19 protein-coding genes are annotated in these 17,998 nt (G+C 60.8%); 13 read left to right on the top strand and 6 right to left on the bottom strand.

Annotation, left to right across the window (positions count from 1 at the left end; genetic code table 11):
* Positions 1-12 precede the first annotated feature (12 nt).
* Positions 13-717, bottom strand: coding sequence for an aldolase/citrate lyase family protein (locus tag ASD00_RS05065; RefSeq protein WP_025426736.1), 705 nt, complete (start codon positions 715-717; stop codon positions 13-15).
* Positions 718-790: 73 nt separating this feature from the next.
* On the opposite strand from ASD00_RS05065, the gene ASD00_RS05060 reads away from it, so the two are divergent.
* Entirely contained in the window at positions 791-1,930 is a 1,140-nt protein-coding gene (locus tag ASD00_RS05060) for a DUF2336 domain-containing protein (protein ID WP_057205100.1), read from the top strand.
* 86 nt (positions 1,931-2,016) lie between these two features.
* Here the strand turns inward: ASD00_RS05060 and ASD00_RS05055 are convergent, their stop codons facing one another.
* A complete protein-coding gene (locus ASD00_RS05055) occupies positions 2,017-2,433 on the bottom strand; it encodes a hypothetical protein (RefSeq protein WP_025426738.1) in 417 nt (138 codons plus the stop codon).
* 227 nt (positions 2,434-2,660) lie between these two features.
* Between ASD00_RS05055 and ASD00_RS05050 the strand changes: the two genes are divergently transcribed.
* Positions 2,661-3,143, top strand: coding sequence for a GNAT family N-acetyltransferase (locus ASD00_RS05050; protein ID WP_057205097.1), 483 nt, complete (start codon positions 2,661-2,663; stop codon positions 3,141-3,143).
* A gap of 127 nt (positions 3,144-3,270) precedes the next feature.
* Here the strand turns inward: ASD00_RS05050 and parE are convergent, their stop codons facing one another.
* Entirely contained in the window at positions 3,271-5,334 is a 2,064-nt protein-coding gene (parE, locus tag ASD00_RS05045) for a DNA topoisomerase IV subunit B (protein ID WP_025426740.1), read from the bottom strand.
* 210 nt (positions 5,335-5,544) lie between these two features.
* Between parE and ASD00_RS05040 the strand changes: the two genes are divergently transcribed.
* From ASD00_RS05040 to ASD00_RS05015, 6 genes are all read left to right on the top strand, one after another.
* Positions 5,545-6,477: a phospholipase gene (locus ASD00_RS05040; protein ID WP_051509160.1), complete on the top strand. Its 933-nt coding sequence runs from the start codon at positions 5,545-5,547 to the stop codon at positions 6,475-6,477.
* Between the two features lie 128 nt (positions 6,478-6,605).
* Positions 6,606-8,048, top strand: a complete 1,443-nt coding sequence (locus ASD00_RS05035) for a UbiA family prenyltransferase (protein ID WP_025426742.1) — start codon at positions 6,606-6,608, stop codon at positions 8,046-8,048.
* Positions 8,045-9,367 (top strand): FAD-binding oxidoreductase, encoded by a 1,323-nt coding sequence (locus ASD00_RS05030; protein ID WP_025426743.1) that lies wholly within the window; start codon positions 8,045-8,047, stop codon positions 9,365-9,367. Before ASD00_RS05035 ends, ASD00_RS05030 begins: the two co-directional genes overlap by 4 nt.
* A 93-nt stretch (positions 9,368-9,460) precedes the next feature.
* The gene (locus ASD00_RS05025; RefSeq protein ID WP_025426744.1) at positions 9,461-9,901 is read left to right on the top strand and encodes a transporter; all 441 of its coding nucleotides are present in this window, start codon (positions 9,461-9,463) and stop codon (positions 9,899-9,901) included.
* Positions 9,898-10,908 (top strand): NAD(P)-dependent oxidoreductase, encoded by a 1,011-nt coding sequence (locus ASD00_RS05020; RefSeq protein ID WP_025426745.1) that lies wholly within the window; start codon positions 9,898-9,900, stop codon positions 10,906-10,908. Before ASD00_RS05025 ends, ASD00_RS05020 begins: the two co-directional genes overlap by 4 nt.
* Positions 10,909-10,913: 5 nt before the next feature.
* Positions 10,914-12,374, top strand: coding sequence for an aspartate aminotransferase family protein (locus ASD00_RS05015; RefSeq protein WP_025426746.1), 1,461 nt, complete (start codon positions 10,914-10,916; stop codon positions 12,372-12,374).
* Between the two features lie 34 nt (positions 12,375-12,408).
* Here the strand turns inward: ASD00_RS05015 and ASD00_RS05010 are convergent, their stop codons facing one another.
* On the bottom strand, positions 12,409-13,011 hold the full coding sequence (locus tag ASD00_RS05010) for a YceI family protein (RefSeq protein WP_025426747.1): 603 nt from the start codon (positions 13,009-13,011) through the stop codon (positions 12,409-12,411).
* Positions 13,012-13,014: 3 nt separating this feature from the next.
* Positions 13,015-13,629 (bottom strand): cytochrome b, encoded by a 615-nt coding sequence (locus tag ASD00_RS05005; protein ID WP_025426748.1) that lies wholly within the window; start codon positions 13,627-13,629, stop codon positions 13,015-13,017.
* A 264-nt stretch (positions 13,630-13,893) separates the two neighbouring features.
* Here ASD00_RS05005 and ASD00_RS05000 point away from each other — a divergent pair, with 264 nt between their 5' ends.
* Positions 13,894-14,274, top strand: a complete 381-nt coding sequence (locus tag ASD00_RS05000) for a hypothetical protein (RefSeq protein ID WP_025426749.1) — start codon at positions 13,894-13,896, stop codon at positions 14,272-14,274.
* Positions 14,275-14,545: 271 nt separating this feature from the next.
* On the opposite strand, the gene ASD00_RS04995 is transcribed toward ASD00_RS05000, so the two are convergent.
* Positions 14,546-15,157 carry a TetR family transcriptional regulator C-terminal domain-containing protein gene (locus ASD00_RS04995; RefSeq protein WP_025426750.1) on the bottom strand — a complete coding sequence of 204 codons (612 nt, stop codon included), beginning with the start codon at positions 15,155-15,157 and terminating at the stop codon, positions 14,546-14,548.
* Between the two features lie 155 nt (positions 15,158-15,312).
* On the opposite strand from ASD00_RS04995, the gene ASD00_RS04990 reads away from it, so the two are divergent.
* The 4 genes from ASD00_RS04990 to secG all read left to right on the top strand — a co-directional run bounded on the left by ASD00_RS04990 (position 15,313) and on the right by secG (position 17,947).
* Positions 15,313-15,804, top strand: coding sequence for a GNAT family N-acetyltransferase (locus tag ASD00_RS04990; RefSeq protein WP_057205094.1), 492 nt, complete (start codon positions 15,313-15,315; stop codon positions 15,802-15,804).
* Positions 15,805-15,863: 59 nt separating this feature from the next.
* Positions 15,864-16,346: a GNAT family N-acetyltransferase gene (locus ASD00_RS04985; protein WP_025426752.1), complete on the top strand. Its 483-nt coding sequence runs from the start codon at positions 15,864-15,866 to the stop codon at positions 16,344-16,346.
* 225 nt (positions 16,347-16,571) lie between these two features.
* Positions 16,572-17,342, top strand: a complete 771-nt coding sequence (gene tpiA / locus ASD00_RS04980; RefSeq protein ID WP_025426753.1) for a triose-phosphate isomerase — start codon at positions 16,572-16,574, stop codon at positions 17,340-17,342.
* Between the two features lie 134 nt (positions 17,343-17,476).
* Positions 17,477-17,947, top strand: coding sequence for a preprotein translocase subunit SecG (gene secG, locus ASD00_RS04975; protein WP_025426754.1), 471 nt, complete (start codon positions 17,477-17,479; stop codon positions 17,945-17,947).
* Positions 17,948-17,998: the final 51 nt, after the last annotated feature.

Raw genomic sequence — 17,998 nt, 5'->3', positions numbered from 1 at the left:
TCGGAGGAAGCGTCAGCCGCCTGTATCCAGCCATGCCGCTTGCTCCGGCGAGCGGCAGACCACGGAAGAAAAGCCATTGGCGCGGCTGGCAGCGAAGGCGCGCCGGACGGCCTTTTCAGTCACTGCCGTTTGCGGCAGCATTTCGTAACAGCCAAGACCCGCTTCATGGGCGCGAAGAGCAGCAGCGGCGCGCCCGGCGGCGATTGGTGCGACCAGAACCTCATCCTGCGGCTCCTTCGATGGTCTGCAGCCGATAGCCGCCGCCAGCGCAGAGGCATCGAAAATAATTCCTTCGAGACGCGGCGAGCTTTCGCCAAGGGAGTAGGGCGAAAGTACGCTTTCGGGGACCGAGCCATATTCGGCAAGGATAGCGACCTGCTGCAGGCGATTGCCTACGTTCGCCTCCGCGACGCGCAGCATGACATCGAGCCTCTGCACATCTGCGCGGCTCCGGCATCCGGAAAGCAGGACGCCGCTAATGTCGTTGCGAAGAAGCGAGGCCATGTCCTCCGCTGCCAGGCGGTTGATTGGAGCGATCCGTGCGAAGACACGGCAGGCACCGCGCGCGACTGCCACCAGCTGAGCTAGTGCATCGTCACCAAAACCGAGATCGACAATAATGCCATCGAAAGCGTTGAGATCGACGGACGTCGGTAGCGGCGCGCCGGCGCTCTGAAACAGCAGTGGTTTCATGGTTTTGAAGCGGTTAACGGACATGGTGAACCAATCTTAAACCTTTGCCGGCTAGGCTTCCAACATCAGGTGGCTTTGGGTGTCTAGTGGGGCGTCGGTGATCATACAAGCATTTCTTCGCTGGGTGGAGACGGCGAGAACGGGCGATCGTGCCCGCGCTGCCCGGGCCCTCGGTCGCGCCTATGTCGACGCGCAGATGAACGGTATTGATCGTCAGGCTGCCGAAATGGCAATGACCTTTCTGCTCGACGATCCCTCTCCGAAGGTACGTTCGGCTCTGGCCGAAGTGCTCGCGCCATCCTCCGATATTCCTCGTGCCATCATTCTCGGGCTTGCCGAAGACCAGCCGGAAATCGCCTACATCGTCATTTCCCGCTCGCCTGTTCTGACCGACGAGGACCTTGTCGATCTTGCAGCCCGGGGCTCGGTCGAGACACGGGCGCTGATTGCGGCCCGCGCATTCGTGTCACGTTCCGTCTCAGCCGCTATCGCTGAAATCGGCGGCGAAGAAGAAATGCTGATCCTGCTTGAAAATGGCGGTGCCCAGCTGCCGCGCCGGTCGTTGAAGCGGATCGCTGAGCGTCTCGGCTATTCCGCTGCCATCCGCGATCTGCTGCTGGACCGCGCCGACTTGCCAAGCGATGCCCGGCACGCGCTCGTCGAAGAGGTGGGGGCAGCTCTCGCCGCCTTCGGTCTGGTTCAGATGGCGATCGGAAAGACGCGGGTAGAGCGGATCACGCGCGAGGCCTGCGACGTCGCAGCGGTCGGCATGGCCGGCGCTTTGGCTGTGGATGAATTGCCTGACCTCGTCGCTCATCTGCGCGGGACCGGTCGCCTGACGCCGGCGTTCCTGTTGCATGCACTTGTCACCGGTCGGGCGGAGTTTTTCTCGGCAGCCATCGTCGATCTCTCTGGCGTCACGGAAAAGCGCGTTCGCTCGATCCTCTCGAGCGGCCGCATCCATTCCATTCGCGCCCTGTTCGAGAGCGCCGGCCTTGGGCGTGACGTCAGCGAAGCGTTCGCTGAGGCGGTCCTGCTCTGGCGCAAGGACGGCACGACCGGCACGGACGATTGTCGCGCCTCGGTCTGTGCCGCGCTGCTCGCAAGCTTGCACGGTCAAAGGGCGCCTTCGCCGGCCTGCAATGCAATGGCGGAAATTCTCGAGCGTCTGGCCTTTGCCGAGCAACGGCAGTCTGCCCGCGACTATGCCCAATTGGCCGCGCGCCAGGCCGCCTGACGTCAATTCGCCGAAAGGTCAGCCAGCCGTGCTGGCCGCCAAACCACGAGCGCCGAAAGCCTGATGAATGACCCCGCCTGATTGCGTCAGTCGGTGAACCGCCGCGCCACCCAGGAATAACCGTCCTCGATGTAGTGAACCGGCTTGCTGACCAGGGTCTTCAGCTTCTCACGGTCGGGAACGGCGCCGGAGAGAAACGCAAGGGCGCGCTTTGGCAGGGTCGGTTGCACCTCTGCTGCCTGCGGCGCCGGCGTCTCGGGCTGCGGAAGCGGAGCGACGACCTCCGGCTGCGGATCATTGGTGGCGAAGCCGGGGCCGGAACTCTCGCAGACGGCGACGACCACGGGATAGTTGGCATTGGAAAAGCGCGGCAACTGTTTCTGCGAATCCGTATCGCATTGGGCGATCGAGGGCCATGTCCCGTCGACCGTCGAGATATATTGGCACTGGCTGACGTCGTGGTCACAGCCAAGGATGGTCATAACGATCAGGGTGGCTTTCATGGTCTGGCTGTATCCATCTGGGCGCCGGTTGCACGACTTCTGCCTGTGTGATTCTTCCGGAATTAGGGCAATGGCCTGAACGCGCAGAAACAATTTGTTTCGCCGCGTCATTCGGATTGATGGGCAGGTCTGGTCCTTGCGCAATTTGACGTATTGGGTGCCGACCTACAGGCCGTTAGTTTCGCTTCAGAACCGCAAACGAACCAAGCCATTGCCGAGGATAAAAATTGCCTGACGTCACGATCGCCGAAGAGTTACCACGCCAGCCGGAAATCCTGCGCCTTCTGGAAATGTCGGACGCCTATGCCGCATTGCTCTATCCTGCGGAAAGCAACCACCTTGTCGATGTGCCGACGCTGGAGAAGCCAAGCGTATCCTTCTTCGTCGCGCGTTTTGATGGAATTGTCGTCGGTTGCCGCGCGCTGGTCGAAGCCGGCGATGGTTCGGCGGAGATCAACCGCATGTTCGTCGACCCGCAGGCGCGGGGACTGAAGGTCGGAAAGCGTTTGTTGCAGACAGTCGAGCGGCACGGCGAGAACTGCGGTCTTGATATCATCCGGCTTGAAACCGGTATTCACCAGCCGGAAGCAATCGGGCTCTACAGGAGCGCCGGATATGTCGAGCGCCCGCCTTTCGGCAACTACCAGCCGGATCCGCTGAGCCTGTTCATGGAGAAGGCGCTGCGCACACCTGCAGATCTCGATCGATAGTCGGAGCGGCGTCTTTGAAGGCGCCTCGCAAATGGGCAACGCCCGTCGTTTCGGGCGTGCCATTATCGGCTTCACCCACGGTGCCTATCTGCTTGTAAACACATAGGCACCGCGACGTCTCGGTCGATCAGATATCGAGATTATCCGCGAACACGGCGCGTTCCTGGATGAACCGGAAGCGTGCGTCGGCCTTGGTGCCCATCAGGCTGTCGACGGCTTCGCGCGTGCCTTCGAAATCGACGTCGTCGATTTGGACCTTGAGCAGCGTGCGGAACTTCGGATCCATTGTCGTTTCCTTGAGCTGCGCCGGCAGCATCTCGCCGAGACCTTTGAACCGGCCGACTTCGACCTTGCCGCGGCCGTTGAATTCGGTGCGCATCAGCTCTTCGCGATGGGCGTCGTCGCGGGCATAGAGCGTCTTCGAGCCCTGGCTCAGGCGGTAGAGCGGGGGTACGGCGAGATAGAGGTGGCCGCCGCGGATGAGCTCCGGCATCTCCTGGTAGAAGAAGGTGATCAGCAGCGAGGCGATGTGCGCGCCGTCGACGTCGGCGTCGGTCATGACGACGATGCGTTCGTAGCGCAGGTCCTCTTCCCGGTATTTGCTGCGAGTACCGCAGCCGAGCGCCTGGATCAGGTCGCCGATCTGCTGGTTGGCGCCCTGCTTTTCCCGACCGGCGCTGGCGACGTTGAGGATCTTGCCGCGAAGCGGCAGGATGGCCTGGTTCGCGCGGTTACGCGCCTGCTTGGCCGAGCCGCCAGCCGAATCCCCTTCGACGATGAAAAGTTCCGCACCTTCGGCTGTGTTCTGCGAGCAGTCGGCAAGCTTGCCGGGCAGGCGCAGCTTGCGCACCGCGGTCTTGCGGTTGACTTCCTTTTCCTTGCGGCGGCGGACGCGCTCGTCGGCGCGCTCGATCACCCATTCAAGCAGTTTTGCCGCCTCGGCCGGGTTGTCGGCAAGATAATGATCGAAAGGATCGCGCAGGGCGTTTTCGACGATGCGCTGTGCTTCGACGGTTGCCAGCTTGTCCTTCGTCTGGCCGACGAATTCCGGCTCGCGAATGAAGACCGAGAGCATGCCAGCGGCTGAAATCATCACGTCATCGGTGGTGATAATGGCGGCGCGCTTGTTCTGCGTCAGCTCGGCGTAATTCTTCAGACCCTTTGTGAGCGCGATGCGGAAACCTGCCTCGTGCGTCCCGCCTTCAGGCGTCGGAATGGTGTTGCAATAGGAATGGACTTGCTGGTCGCCACCATACCAGGTGACGGCCCATTCGAGCGATCCGTGGCCGTTCGACTTCTCGGACTTGCCGGCAAAGATCTCGCGGGTAACCGTGAACTCCTTTCCGAGCGTTGCGGCAAGATAGTCCTTCAGGCCGCCGGGGAAGTGGAACACCGCCCGGTCCGGTATCTCGGAGCCTTCCGGCAGCAGCGACGGATCACACGACCAGCGGATTTCGACGCCGCCGAAGAGATAGGCCTTCGAGCGTGCCATGCGGAACAGGCGCGCCGGCTCGAAGCGGGCATGCGGTCCGAAAATCTGCGGATCGGGATGAAACCGAACCCGCGTTCCGCGTCGGTTGTGGACGTCACCTAGCTCCTCCAGGCCACCCTGCGGCACGCCGCGCGAAAAGCGCTGGCGATAGAGCTTGCGATTTCTGGCAACCTCGACTTCGAGATCGTCCGACAGCGCGTTGACGACGGAGACGCCGACGCCGTGCAGACCGCCGGAAGTTTCATAGGCCTTGCCGTCGAACTTGCCGCCGGCATGCAGAACCGTCATGACGACTTCGAGCGTCGATTTGCCCGGGAATTTGGGATGGTTTTCGACCGGAATGCCGCGGCCGTTGTCGGTTACCGACAGATAGCCGTCGGCGTCGAGATGGACTTCGATGAAGTTGGCGTGCCCCGCCACCGCTTCGTCCATCGAGTTGTCGATGACTTCGGCGAAGAGATGGTGCAACGCCTTTTCATCGGTGCCGCCGATATACATGCCCGGACGCCGACGGACAGGCTCCAGCCCCTCCAGCACCTCGATCGCCGAAGCATCATAGTCGCCGCTGTCGCTGCCTTTGGGAGCAGGGCGCGGTTCTTCACGCGGAGCCGGCGCCGTTCGCGCAACAGGCGCGGCGTCTGCCACGACGGGCTTCGGTTGTTCGGGTATTGCGGAGAAGAGGTCGCTGTTGTCGTCCATGGGGCGTCTAGATCATTCCTGTCGTGCGGAGGTGCTGAAGGCCATAGCAAGACCTCGGTCTTGTCGCCATCCCCAGTCATTCGAATCACCCGAATTCTGCCAGACTCTTGCCGATTGTGCGAACAAAAGGAGAATGGCCGCGCCGGATGCCTGCAAAATAAAGCCTCTGCGTCGGCGTTTGTTACCAACTGTTGCTTTGCTGTCGGGCCGATGGCAAGGCTTTGCCGCGAACCAGGGAGCCCTTCGTTGTCCGTGTCCACAGCTGATTTTTGCTTTCGCCGGCTTGCCGCCATTTTTCTGTCCGTCGGCCTTTTTGCAAGCTCGATCGTTTGCGCCGAGGCGCAGGTGCTTAAGCCCTACAAGGACGATCTGTTTTCATACGGCAAGGTGCTGGAGGAGAGCGAGGGCGGTGACTACCGCGTCGTCGACTATCAGGAACTGCGCGATATCAATGAACGCGACGAAATTCCGGAGCGGCGCGTCAAACGCGCCTTCGTCTCGTTGGGTGTCAAAGGCGAGCAGGTCAACGAGACGCTCGATGTTGGCGGGCGCTCGCTCGACGTGACGCGCGTCGGTCGGGAGCGCGGCGCAGCATTCACCGTGATTTTCATCCATGGACGCGGGGGAGACCGGCGCCTCGGCGCCAATGATTTCTCCTTCGGCGGCAACTTCAATCGCCTGAAGAACCTCGCTGTCGCCAATGGGGGCGTTTATTACGCGCCGAGCGTGCGGTCCTTCGATGCGGCCGGGGCCGCGGACGTTGCAGGCCTGGTCAAACTTGCCGCCGAGCGCTCCGGCGGGAGACCTGTCGTGCTGGCCTGTGCCTCCATGGGCAGTTTCATTTGCTGGGGTGTGTCTCGTGACGCGGGCGCTGTGGCAGCGCTTGGCGGCATGATGATCATGGGCGGCGCTGCCGATCCTGATTTTACCAAGAGCGCCGCCTACAAGGCGAAATTGCCGATGTTCTTCAGCCATGGCAGCCGAGATAGTGTCTATCCGGCAGCGAGCCAGAAGGCGCTGTACAGCGCGTTGAAAGGGCAGGGCTATCCGGCCCGCTTCGTGCTCTTTGAGACCGGATCGCATGGAACGCCGGTCCGTATGACCGATTGGCGCGACGCCTTGAACTGGATCGGCAGCCGCTGACGGACATCGCTCGCGGCTCGGCATTTGTTAACCAGAACGGCAATTTCCGGGTGTAGGCGCGCTGCTTATTTCCACCTTTGAAAGTGATCGGCGCGATTATCCCGGCAGATATTGCTGGGGTAGATTTCATGAATGCGCATATCGAAACACGGCAAATTCCGTTGTGTGTCGACTTGGATGGCACCTTACTGGCTGCCGACACACTGTGGGAAGGTGCTGCGATCATCGTTTTGCGCAATCCGCTGATGCTCTTCCCGATGCTCATGTGGCTATCGCAGGGCAAGGCGCGTCTGAAACATGAGGTTGCCTTGCGCTCCGGACGAATGGCGGCGGACTGGCCGTATCGCCAGGCCGTCCTTGCTCGATTGGCCGCCGAAAAGGCCCAAGGACGCGACATCGTGCTGGTTACCGGTGCTGCACCTTCCGTCGCGCGAGAGGTCGAAGCGCATATCGGGCTCTTTTCTTCGATCATGCATTCGTCGGAGGCACTCAATCTGACCAGCAGCCGAAAGCGTGATGCGTTGGTGGAACGGTTCGGCGAAGGTGGCTTCGACTATATGGGCAACAGCCGCGACGACATCGCGGTCTTCGAGGCGTCGCGCCGGGCAATCGTCGTGGCACCCGATGCGGCGGCTGAGAAATGGCGTCGTAGTCACGATGCCGAGAAACTCGACACCGGCAAAGTGAGCATGCTTGCGCCGCTGAAGTCGATCCGCGTCCATCAGTGGGCGAAGAACGTGCTGATCGGCGTGCCGATGATCCTCAATCATGAGGTGCTGCATCTGGATGCGCTGGTGAGTGTTGCCATCGCATTCTTTGCGTTCAGCTTCCTGGCCTCCGCCGTCTACGTCATCAACGACCTCTCCGATCTGGCGAACGACCGGCGCCACGCGAAGAAGCGCAACCGGCCGCTTGCCAGCGGCCAGATGTCGGTGCCGACGGCATTGGTGCTGGTCGTCTGCCTGACCCTGGCCTCGGTTTCGCTGACCTTTCTCCTTCCGTGGAAGTTTGCTGGCGTGCTGGCGTTTTATGCCTGTGCTACGACGGCCTACACCTTTGTGCTCAAGCGCAAGCTTCTCGTCGACGTGTTCACGCTTGCCGGCCTCTACACGACCCGTATCGTTGCCGGTGCGGCGGCGACCGGAACGGAACTTTCCTTCTGGCTGGTGTCGTTCGCGATCTTCTTTTTCCTCAGCCTGGCTCTGGTGAAGCGCTACGTCGAACTGCATGAATTCGACAACAAGGACGGCGGTGCCGTTCCCGGGCGCGGCTATCTCGCGGTCGATTTCGAGATGGTCGGGCAGGCAGGCGTGGCCTCAGCCTTCACTTCCGCTCTGGTGCTTGCGCTTTACGTGCACAGCAAGGAACTGCAGGAAATGTACACGACGCCGTGGGCATTGTGGCCGCTTTGCCCGCTGGTGCTTTATATGCTCCTTCGGATCTGGATGCTGGCGCGCCGTGGCATGCTGCACGAGGATCCGGTGGTCTTCATCATGCGCGATTGGCGCAGCCAGCTGACCATGCTGATCGGGGCGTTACTTATTCTTTTCGGAGCCGTCGGGCCGCAATGAACACACAAGACTACGAAAGTTGGGGCCGGCTCGACCGTCGGCCACGACAGGGCATTTCACCCGACGACTACGAAGATCGCATCGGCAATATCGAGCCCGATGCCTTCCTGCCGTTCGGCAACGGCCGCAGCTACGGCGACAGCTGCCATAACGATCGCGGCATGCTGATCGACAACCGTCGACACGCGCGCATAATCGCCTTCGATCCGGGCACAGGGATGATGACCTGCGAAGCCGGCGTTACCCTTGGCGACGTTTTGGCCCGCGCCATTCCGCACCGCTTCTTTCTTCCCGTGACACCAGGTACGGCTTTTGTCACCGTTGGCGGCGCGCTTGCCAACGATGTCCACGGCAAGAACCACCATGCCCGCGGTACCTTCGGCAATCATGTGACTGGCTTTACGCTCCTGCGTTCCAATGGCGAGCACCTGGCCTGCACTCCGGCGGAGAACCAGGAGCTGTTTTCCGCCACGATCGGCGGAATGGGGCTCACCGGCTTGATCCTGACCGTCAGTCTTCGCCTCACCAAGGTGCCGTCGCCGCATGTGCAGCAGCACGCGATCCGCTTCGATAATCTCGACGAATACTTTGGTCTCGTCGATCGCGTCGACGAAGAACACGAATACTCAGTCGCCTGGATCGACCAGCTTGCAACGGGACGGCGTATGGGCCGTGGGGTTCTGCTGGCCGGCGACCATGCCGATGGCTCTTGCGAGCTTCCCGATATGCCGAAAGGCATGAAGCTCTCGGTGCCGTTTTCGCCACCGTTCAACCTGCTCAATTCAGCGACGCTCAAGGCCTTCAACGAATACTATTTCCGCAAGCAGAAACCGGGCGAGGCCGTGTCGACGGTGCCGTGGACTTCCTATTTCTATCCGCTCGACGCCATCGGCGCGTGGAACAGGCTGTACGGCCCCAAAGGTCTGTATCAGCACCAGAGCGTCTATCCCGCCGAGAATGCGCGGGAGATCACCGCGACGCTGATGGAGACCGCGCGCCGTGCCGGACACGCATCGTTCCTGACCGTCTTGAAGCGCTTCGGGGACGTCGCCTCCCGCGGGCTCCTATCGTTTCCGCGGCCTGGTTTTACTTTGACGCTCGACTTCGCCAATCAAGGTGAACGGACGGTTAAGCTGCTGGACAGGCTGGATGCAATCGTTGTCGAAGCCGGGGGCGCGATCAATCCTTACAAGGATGCGCGTATGAGCCCGCAAGTCTTTGAAAAATCTTTCACTTCCTGGAGGGAGCTTGAGGCTTTGCGCGATCCAGCGCTGACGTCGAACTTCTGGCGCCGCACGGCGCTGGCTTTGCCAAAGTGAGAATGCCGACAATTTTATTAAATTAAACACGCGAACTTCACTGAATATGCGTCTCTCGCGTGTAGGTACTTCCCCGGGACTGGGGGTAAAACTATGAAATATATTCCATTCATTCTCTTCACTGTGCTGACCAATGCGGCGGCACAGTTGATGCTGAAACAGGGCATGATGTCACTCGGGCCGATCTCGATGACGGCAGAGACGGCGATTGTTCGCCTGTTCCAGATCGTTTTCAATCCATGGGTCTTCGCGGGTCTCGCGACCTTTGTCATCTCGATGGCATCGCATCTCTATGTGCTGTCGAAGGTAGAGCTTTCCTTCGCCTATCCGTTCCTGAGCCTGGCCTATGTGGCGGTTGCGATCTTCGCCTACTTCGTCTTCCGCGAGGACCTCAATGCCTGGCGCATCGCCGGCATCGCGCTCATCTGCGTTGGAACGGTTCTGATCGCCCAGTCGGGCATGTCATCCCATGGCGACGAAAAGTCGATCGATACGGCTGGTGCAAGAACAGCAGATTTCGGGAGCAAGTCATGAAGCATATTATCTTTGGTGGCGACGGTTTCGTCGGCCGGCATCTGGCGCAGCGCCTCGTTCAGGATGGCGAGGAGGTCGTGGTCGCCGATATCGTCAAGTCCGATCTGCCGCACTACAACCGTGCCCGCTTCGTCCATTGCGATGTGACGCAGATGAGCGATGTGCTGAAGGTCGGTATCGGCCCTGACGACATGGTCTACAACATGGCGGCCAAGATGCTGTCACCGTTGCAGATCCGTTCGAAGCGCTGGGATTTCTTCTGGCCGGTCAACTACTACGGTGCCGAGAACATCATGAAGGCCATGGGCGCAGCCAATGCGTCGCGTCTCGTTCAGTTCACCACGGACATGATCTACGGCCACACGGTGCAGTCGCCGCAGACCGAGGACCATCCGGCAAAGCCGCTCGGCGAATACGGAAAATCGAAGTGGGCAACGGAGCAACTTGCCGCTCAATGGCGCAAGCAGGGCATGAACATCTCGATCTTCCGCCCACGCCTGATCATCGGACCCGGCCGCCTCGGTATCCTCGAAAAACTGTTCAAGCTGATCGACATGAACCTGCCGGTGCCGATGATCGGTTCGGGCAGGGTACCGTACCAGTTCATCTCGGTGTTCGACTGCGCCGAAGCGGCGCGGCTCGCCTGGAAGGGTGGCGTGCCCAACGAGGCCTACAACCTCGGCTCGGATAGTCCTCCTTCGGTGCGTGAGCTTCTCGGCAACCTGATCAAGCACGCCGATTCAAAGTCCTTCCTGCTGCCGACGCCTGGCTTCGCAGTGAAGCAGACACTGGCGCTGTTCGATCTGATCAACAAGCCGATCATGGATCCGGAGCAGTACCTGATTGCCGACGAACTTTGCGTCCGTGAAACGGGCAAGCTGAAGCATCAGCTCGGCTGGCGGCCGGAGTTCAACGATGGCGACATGCTGATTGCCGCCTATGACGAGTATCGGGCCAAGAAATCCGGCGCTGCCATGCAAAACGCCGCAGCCGTACCGGCCGAGTGAGGGGAATGACAATGCTGGATAGACCGAACCGCACAGGCGTCTCGGCGCCGTCGATCGAAGGCGGGGTCGCAAGGCCAAATCTGATCACGGTCGAGCAGGCGAAAGCCATGTCGATCGGGGACATCACGACCGCCTTCAAGGACCATCTCAACCCTGGTCAGCTTCACTTCATGAAGCTGCTCGGCTTTCACAAGGTGAAGATCGAAAGCGCCGAGGGCATGTACTACACCGATCAGAACGGTCGGAAGATTCTCGACTTCTTCGGCGGCTTCGGTTCGCTGGCCTTCGGCCACAACCATCCGCGTATTCTCGAAGCACGCCAGAAGTTCCAGGACGAGAAGCGCCACGAAATTGCGATCGCCTTCATGTCGCAATATGCATCGGCGCTCGCCAAGAACATTGCCGCCTGCTCGCCTGCTGATCTCGACATGGTCTTCCTCGGTTCCTCCGGTTCCGAGGCGATGGAGGCAGCCGTCAAGCTCGCCGAGCGCGCCGCCGGCCCGAAGCGTCCGAAGGTCGTCTACGCGGAAAATTCCTTCCATGGGAAAACCAAGGGCGTGCTTGCCATTACCGACGGCCAGCTTTACCGCGCCGAGTTTAGGGTTGCCGACAACACGGTCCGCGTTCCCTTCGCCGATATCCAAGCCGTCGAGAACGCCTTCAAGTCCGATCCCGAAATCGGCGTGATAGTGCTCGAGACGATCCAGGGCGGCGGTGGCATCATCCAGGCGCCGGCCGAGTACTGGCAGCAGCTGCGTGCGCTCTGCGATCGCTATGGCGTCCTGTGGGTCGCTGATGAAGTGCAGTGCGGTTATGGCCGTTCGGGTCGCTTCTATGCTTTCGAGCATTATGGCGTCATTCCTGACGTCACCGCGCTCGCCAAGTCGCTCGGTGCCGGCAAGGCGGCGGTTGGCGCAATGATCGCCCGCCGCGACGTCTACATGAAGGCTTATGGCACATCGAAGACGGCGATGATCCACGCCATGGCGACCTTCGGTGGCATGGGCGAAGCCTGCGTCACCGCGATCGAGGGCATCAATGTGCTCTACGACGATCATCTGATCGATCGCGCCGCTGACAGCGGCGACTATCTGCTTGAACGCCTGCAGGCGCTGAAGGAAAAATATCCGAAGATCATCAAGGACGTACGCGGCAAGGGACTGATGGTTGGCCTGGAGTTCCAGGATTTCAGCCAGACGTTGCCGATGGTTCTGCGTCCGGTCGTTTCCGTGTTGGATGACAAGCTGAAGGGCTCGCTCTCTGGCTTCATCGGTGCGTTGCTTCTGCGCGACTACGACGTGCTGGTTGCCTTTACCGAATACAATCGCAATGTCATCCGGCTCGAGCCGCCGCTGATCTGCGAGCGCGCGCACGTCGACCAGTTCATCGCGGCACTGGATGAGCTTCTTGGCCGCGGCATCGTGCATATCGTCAAGGATTTCCTCGGTAGCCAGATCGGCGGTTGAGCGGAAACCCAAAAATACCTCGAAGGGCAGGAGCTTAGTGCTTCTGCCCTTTTATGTTCATGTCGAATTCGACGACATTGGAATAGATCGGCGTGCCGACGTCCATGCCGTAGGGTGAGCGAAAGATGCTGCCGCGGATTATGAAGGAGATCGACCGGCTGTTCCAGTCCATCAGCTTGACGGAGAACCGTTCCTTCCGCGCTTTGCCGCGCGCCGTCAACGTGCCTTCGACGGCGGCCGTGTCCGGGCCGGTCTGCTTGACGCTGGTCGAGCGGAAGGTGACGGTGCGATAGGTCGCGCTGTCGAAGACCGCACTCGACTTCAGGAAATCTTCGACGCGGCTTTCTCCCGTCTCGACACTTTCCGGGTAGAGGGTGAACTCGACCGACGAACGGGCGATGTTATTGCCATCGATACGGAAATTGCCGGAGAACTTGCCGAAGTCGCCGATGATGCCGCCGCCACCGACTTGCGCAACGGAGAAATGCACACGTGACGCACCGGTGATGCCGTAGCTGCCGGCAGCGTCCGAGAGTTGCGGCGCACTGGCACTTGTGGCGCTTGGTCCGAACGTCGTGGCAAGCACGACGCCAAGTGCCAATGCTGTTGGCGTTGCCTTCGATTGCTGCTTGATCATGGTTCACTTCCTCTTGGCAATGACCTGACTGCCCTTGGTCTTTTCGACCTCGCCGCGCCGCAGCAGTCGCGTCGGCAGCATGCGAACCAGAACTTCGTCGCGGCGCACCATGTGATGGTAGAGCGCGGCCATCGCGTGGAGCGCGACAAGAGCCAGCGTCGCGTAGGCGAGGATTGCGTGGGTCGACGTCCAGAAGCTCTCGGCTGCTTCCGATTTCGCCATCGGCAGATGCGAGATGACGAACCAGTCGAAATAGAAGCTTGGAATGTTCAGCGTCGAGGTCGACGCAACCGCCCAACCGGCAAGGGGCACGGCTATGGTCAGGCCGATCAGGATTGCATGCGTGGTCCGGGCCGCGCGTCGTTCGAGCACGGAAAGGCCTGAAGGCGCCTGTGGTTGCCTATCGAGCACATGCCAGACGGCGCGTAGCGCGGCGAGGGCAAGCACGGTGAAGCCGAAGGATTTGTGCCATTGGTAGAGCGAGAACTGCAGGGCTGGATCCAGGGATAGCCTGCGCATGACAAAGCCGAGTGCCAGTAGGCCAAGGATCGACATGGCGATCAGCCAATGGAGGATGATCGTCACCCAGCCGAATGTAGACTTGCTGTTTTGCAGCATGGCACGCTCCTGCGGCATTCGGACGAAATATTCGCCTTCGTCACCCGGATAAGACCCGTTGGCCCCATCTTTTATTCTCCGACGATACCGTAAATTCGCAGGCCGATCCTGTTGATACAGTCGAAAGATATCTCATCTGCTCCGCGCAGGGCAGTCGACGGGCTGGTCTGATGGTTGCAGATCCAACGTATTGCGGAACATGAGACATGACGCAGAATAGCGCGACGACCGAGATGATCCCACTTGAAAACGTGGTGTTGAAACATGCCAACGCCGGCATCGCGCTGGGGGCGGAGCATCGGTTCGCAGAATCGCTCGAGCAATGCGGCGCAACTGGCGGACGCGAACTTCGAGGGGGAAGACCTCTATTATTGGGTCAAAGGCGGTTACGGTGCCGCGCTCCACGATGTCAGGCTTCACCGCGAGAGCATCGCTGTTTCGAAACTCGTTCGCGAATGGACGCTTTCACTGCGCCAGCCGCTCGGGTCGATGACCATCGCCCGCTCCTATCTGGCGCTCGGTGAGGCTGAGCATGCCTATCCCCATATCCAGGACGTCCAACGGCTGACGGGGGACGAGGTGTTCGACCTGTTCGACCGACAGCACGTGGCTGATATCCGCAAGGCACTTGCGGCAAAGGCGTAATACCAACCTGCGCTGATATTGACCGATTGCGCCGGAGCGATTTTGGTTTCCGGCAAGGAGATAACCGCAGCCGGACCGCGTGGTCCGGTGAGGATTGTCAACGCCATCAAGGGGCAAAAGTGCCCGGCCCTTCGGGCGGGCCGTCTGTCGCCCACTGGCAGCGTCGCAATCCTCGACCGATGCCAAGGCATCGCTCTCAGGTCCGCTCCTCGCCGGATGACCGCACACGGTCCCACGCAATAGGTCAATATCAGCGCAGGTTTGGTATAGGTCAGGATGCCCCGGTTATCTCCTGAAACGAGATGCCGAGATCGTCCGCGACGGCCTGCATCATCAGGCGGCGCACGGTTGTCGGCGATAGCAGCGGCATAGGCAGCACTGCCATGCTGGAAAGGCCAATTCCGAGACCGAGGATCCGCCAGGAGATCGTTTCTGCGAGCACGCCTGCACGGAATTCATCCGCCGCGACACCGTCCGCAATGATGCCGCAAAGCAGACGATGCCAGCCGGAAACGGCCCGGGCGTAAGCGCCGGCCAATTCTGGGTCGGCCTGGGCTGCCCGCCATGCCTCCGCCCAGAACCGCATACCGCTTTCCCGTGTATCGTCCGTGTGGTCACTGACGAAGAGCTTGAGCGCTGCCGTCGCACTGAGTGCAGGGCGCATCTCCACGAACTCGGCACGGGCCGCAGCCTCGTAATGCAGGAAGGCCGCACACTTGAGGTCGCTTGCCGTTTTGAAGTGATGGTGGATGATGCCGTTGGCCGCTCCCATTTCGGCTGCAACCCGACGTGTCGTCATCCCGTCGAAGCCGTCCTTCAGCATGACGGCGATGGCCGCCGCAATGATCGCCTCGCGCCGGGCGAGGCGGGTCATGTACACCATATTCAGTCTCCGGTTGTATGCGATTGACATAGCGCAGATTTGATCATATGTCCAATTTGAGCGTTGGCTCAAATCGTTGGCGGACGATCTAAAACCGCGGCCGGCCTTTTTGGCTTGGTCCTCGTTTTCATCCATTTGATTTTCAGGAGTCGCTTATGAGCGAACATGCATTGCCGTCTGATGCAGAAATTACCTTCCGCCGTATCTCCGCGCTTACCGTTTGCGAGGTCTGCGAGCTCAGCGAAACGCTGAGCGAAGGACAGCGCAATATGGTCGCCGACAACGGCACCTCGATTGCGGAAGCGCATTTCTCCGAGAATGCCTGGTTCCGCGCGATCTACGCCGAGGAGACGCTCGTCGGTTTCATCATGCTGCACCAGGGATCGGATTGGGACGACGGCATCGATTGCCCGGGCGTCTACCTCTGGCGCTTCATGATAGCCCGTCCATTTCAGGGCAAGGGCATCGGCAAGAAGGCGATCGAACTCGTCGTGCGCGACCTCAAGGCGCGTGGCATCCGCGAGCTCTACACCAGCTGCGGACTGGGTGAGGCGAGCCCAGAAGGTTTCTACAAGGGGTTGGGCTTTGTTCTGACAGGCGATAGCTACGGCGAAGAGCCGGGGGCCGTGCTCAAGTTTGCGGCCTGAAAGAGGCATCACTGGCGGCGCTCGGCGGGTTGCCGCTCAGAATATCTTATGAGAGAGACATGCAAAACGACCAACACGAGGCCAATCGGCTCTCAGAAACGGTGATCCGGCCTTACCGCGCGGAAGATCGTGACCGGCTGGTGGCCATCTGGCTGTCCGCCTCGCGCATCGGGCATCCCTTTCTCGGCGAAGAGCGGCTGGTCACCCAGCTGCAGATCGTCCGCGACACGTACCTGCCGATGGCCGACAATTGGGTCGCAGAGGTCGGTGGGCATCCGGCGGGCTTCATCGGGCTGATCGACAATTTTGTCGGCGGGTTGTTCGTCGATCCCGAAGTCCATGGCGCCGGCATCGGCCGCGGACTGATCGAACACGCCGCGACGCGGCTCGGTCATCTCGACGTCAGCGTCTACGCCGACAACGCGAGCGCGGTCGAATTCTATCACCGTCGCGGCTTTGTCGTCACGGGCCGACAGGAGAGGGATGATGAAGGATTGCCTTTTGCGGTGATCCACATGGCTCGCACCGTCGCCCGCATATAGATCCTTAATTCGGAATCGATCCAAGGACGATATTATTCAGCAGGTTGAAAGCGTTACAGCATCCTTTGCGCGTCATACTTAACGCGCGGCGCTGCAATGCGAGAGACCACCGGCCGGGCCGATCGTTTTGGTCCTTCCGGAATATTCAGCGACGGATGCTTTCCTTTGCCGGCTGCATTTGCTAGGCCGCTTGCCGAGAAAATGACCTGACCCGGAGGAAATTTCATGACGCCTGACATCCGCCCGCTCGTCGCCGGAAACTGGAAGATGAACGGAACGCGCGCATCGTTCGATCAGATCAAGGCGATGGCCGAAGGGGTCAAGGGCGATCTGTCGAGCAAGGTCGAGACGCTGATCTGCCCGCCCGCGACGTTACTCTATGTTGCGACCGCGCTTTGCGACGATAGCCCGCTGATGATCGGCGCCCAGGATTGCCATCAGAAGCAGTCCGGCGCACATACCGGCGAAGTTTCTGCCGAAATGATCGCCGATTGCTTCGGCACCCATGTGATCGTCGGCCATTCCGAGCGACGCACCGACCATGCCGAGCATGACGGGTTGGTGCGCGCCAAGACGGACGCCGCCCACGCCGCCGAACTGGTCGCCATCGTCTGCATTGGCGAAACCGGTGACGAGCGACAGGTGGGCAAGACGCTCGACGTGCTCAAGCGTCAGCTTGCCGAAAGCCTGCCCGACAGCGCCACGGCGGAAAACACTGTCATTGCCTATGAGCCGGTCTGGGCGATCGGTACGGGTCTGACGCCGACGACTGCCGACGTCGAAGAGGCGCATGCCTTCATGCGCCAGGAACTGGTGTCGCGGTTCGGTGGTGCCGGCGGCAAGATGCGCATTCTCTACGGCGGTTCGGTCAAGCCGTCCAATGCCCGCGAATTGATGGGCGTTGCCAACGTCGATGGCGCGCTGATCGGTGGTGCGAGCTTGAAAGCCGAAGACTTCCTCGCCATCTACCGGGCTTATGAAGATTTGACGGCCTGATTGTCCGGCACAGGCCGGGCAGGGGGTTGGAATAGCGGACGGCTTGGTATAAAGAAGCGCGAAAATTGCGCCCGGGAAGCCCCGAGTCCGCGCAAGATTTGATTCGTTTGCCCAAAGGGCAGGACTGGAAGCTGATGCAGACCGTACTACTCGTCATCTATCTCATGGTCGTCGTTGCCCTGATCGGCGTCGTTCTCATTCAGCGCTCCGAAGGTGGTGGCCTCGGCATCGGCGGTGGCTCGGGCTTCATGTCCGCACGCGGCACTGCCAATGCGCTGACCCGCACGACGGCGATCCTCGCGGCACTGTTCTTCGTTCTGGCCCTGGCGATGGGTATCCTCGCCCGTTACCAGCCGCAGGCGACCGACATCCTCGACCGTATTCCGGGCACCAGCTCGGGCGGCGGCGTCCTCGATTCGCTTGGCGGTGGCAACACTCAGGCTCCGGCCGGCGGCGCGACCCAGCAGCCTGCGACCGGCAACGGTGCAACAGCACCGGCTCCGGCGACCACAGGCGAGGCTCCGGCTAGCGGTGCCACGACAACGCAAACGCCTGCAGGCGGCGCCAACGGCAACACGGGATCGCAAGTTCCCAGCGGCCAATAAGGTCGCAATTTAAATGAACCCACCGGCGGATGGCACCATCCGCCGGTTTTA

The sequence above is a fragment of the Ensifer sp. Root31 genome, from assembly GCF_001424825.1.
Taxonomy (GTDB): domain Bacteria; phylum Pseudomonadota; class Alphaproteobacteria; order Rhizobiales; family Rhizobiaceae; genus Ensifer; species Ensifer canadensis.
Note: the sequence above shows the minus strand (reverse complement) of the source record. Positions and strands in the feature narration are given on the sequence as shown.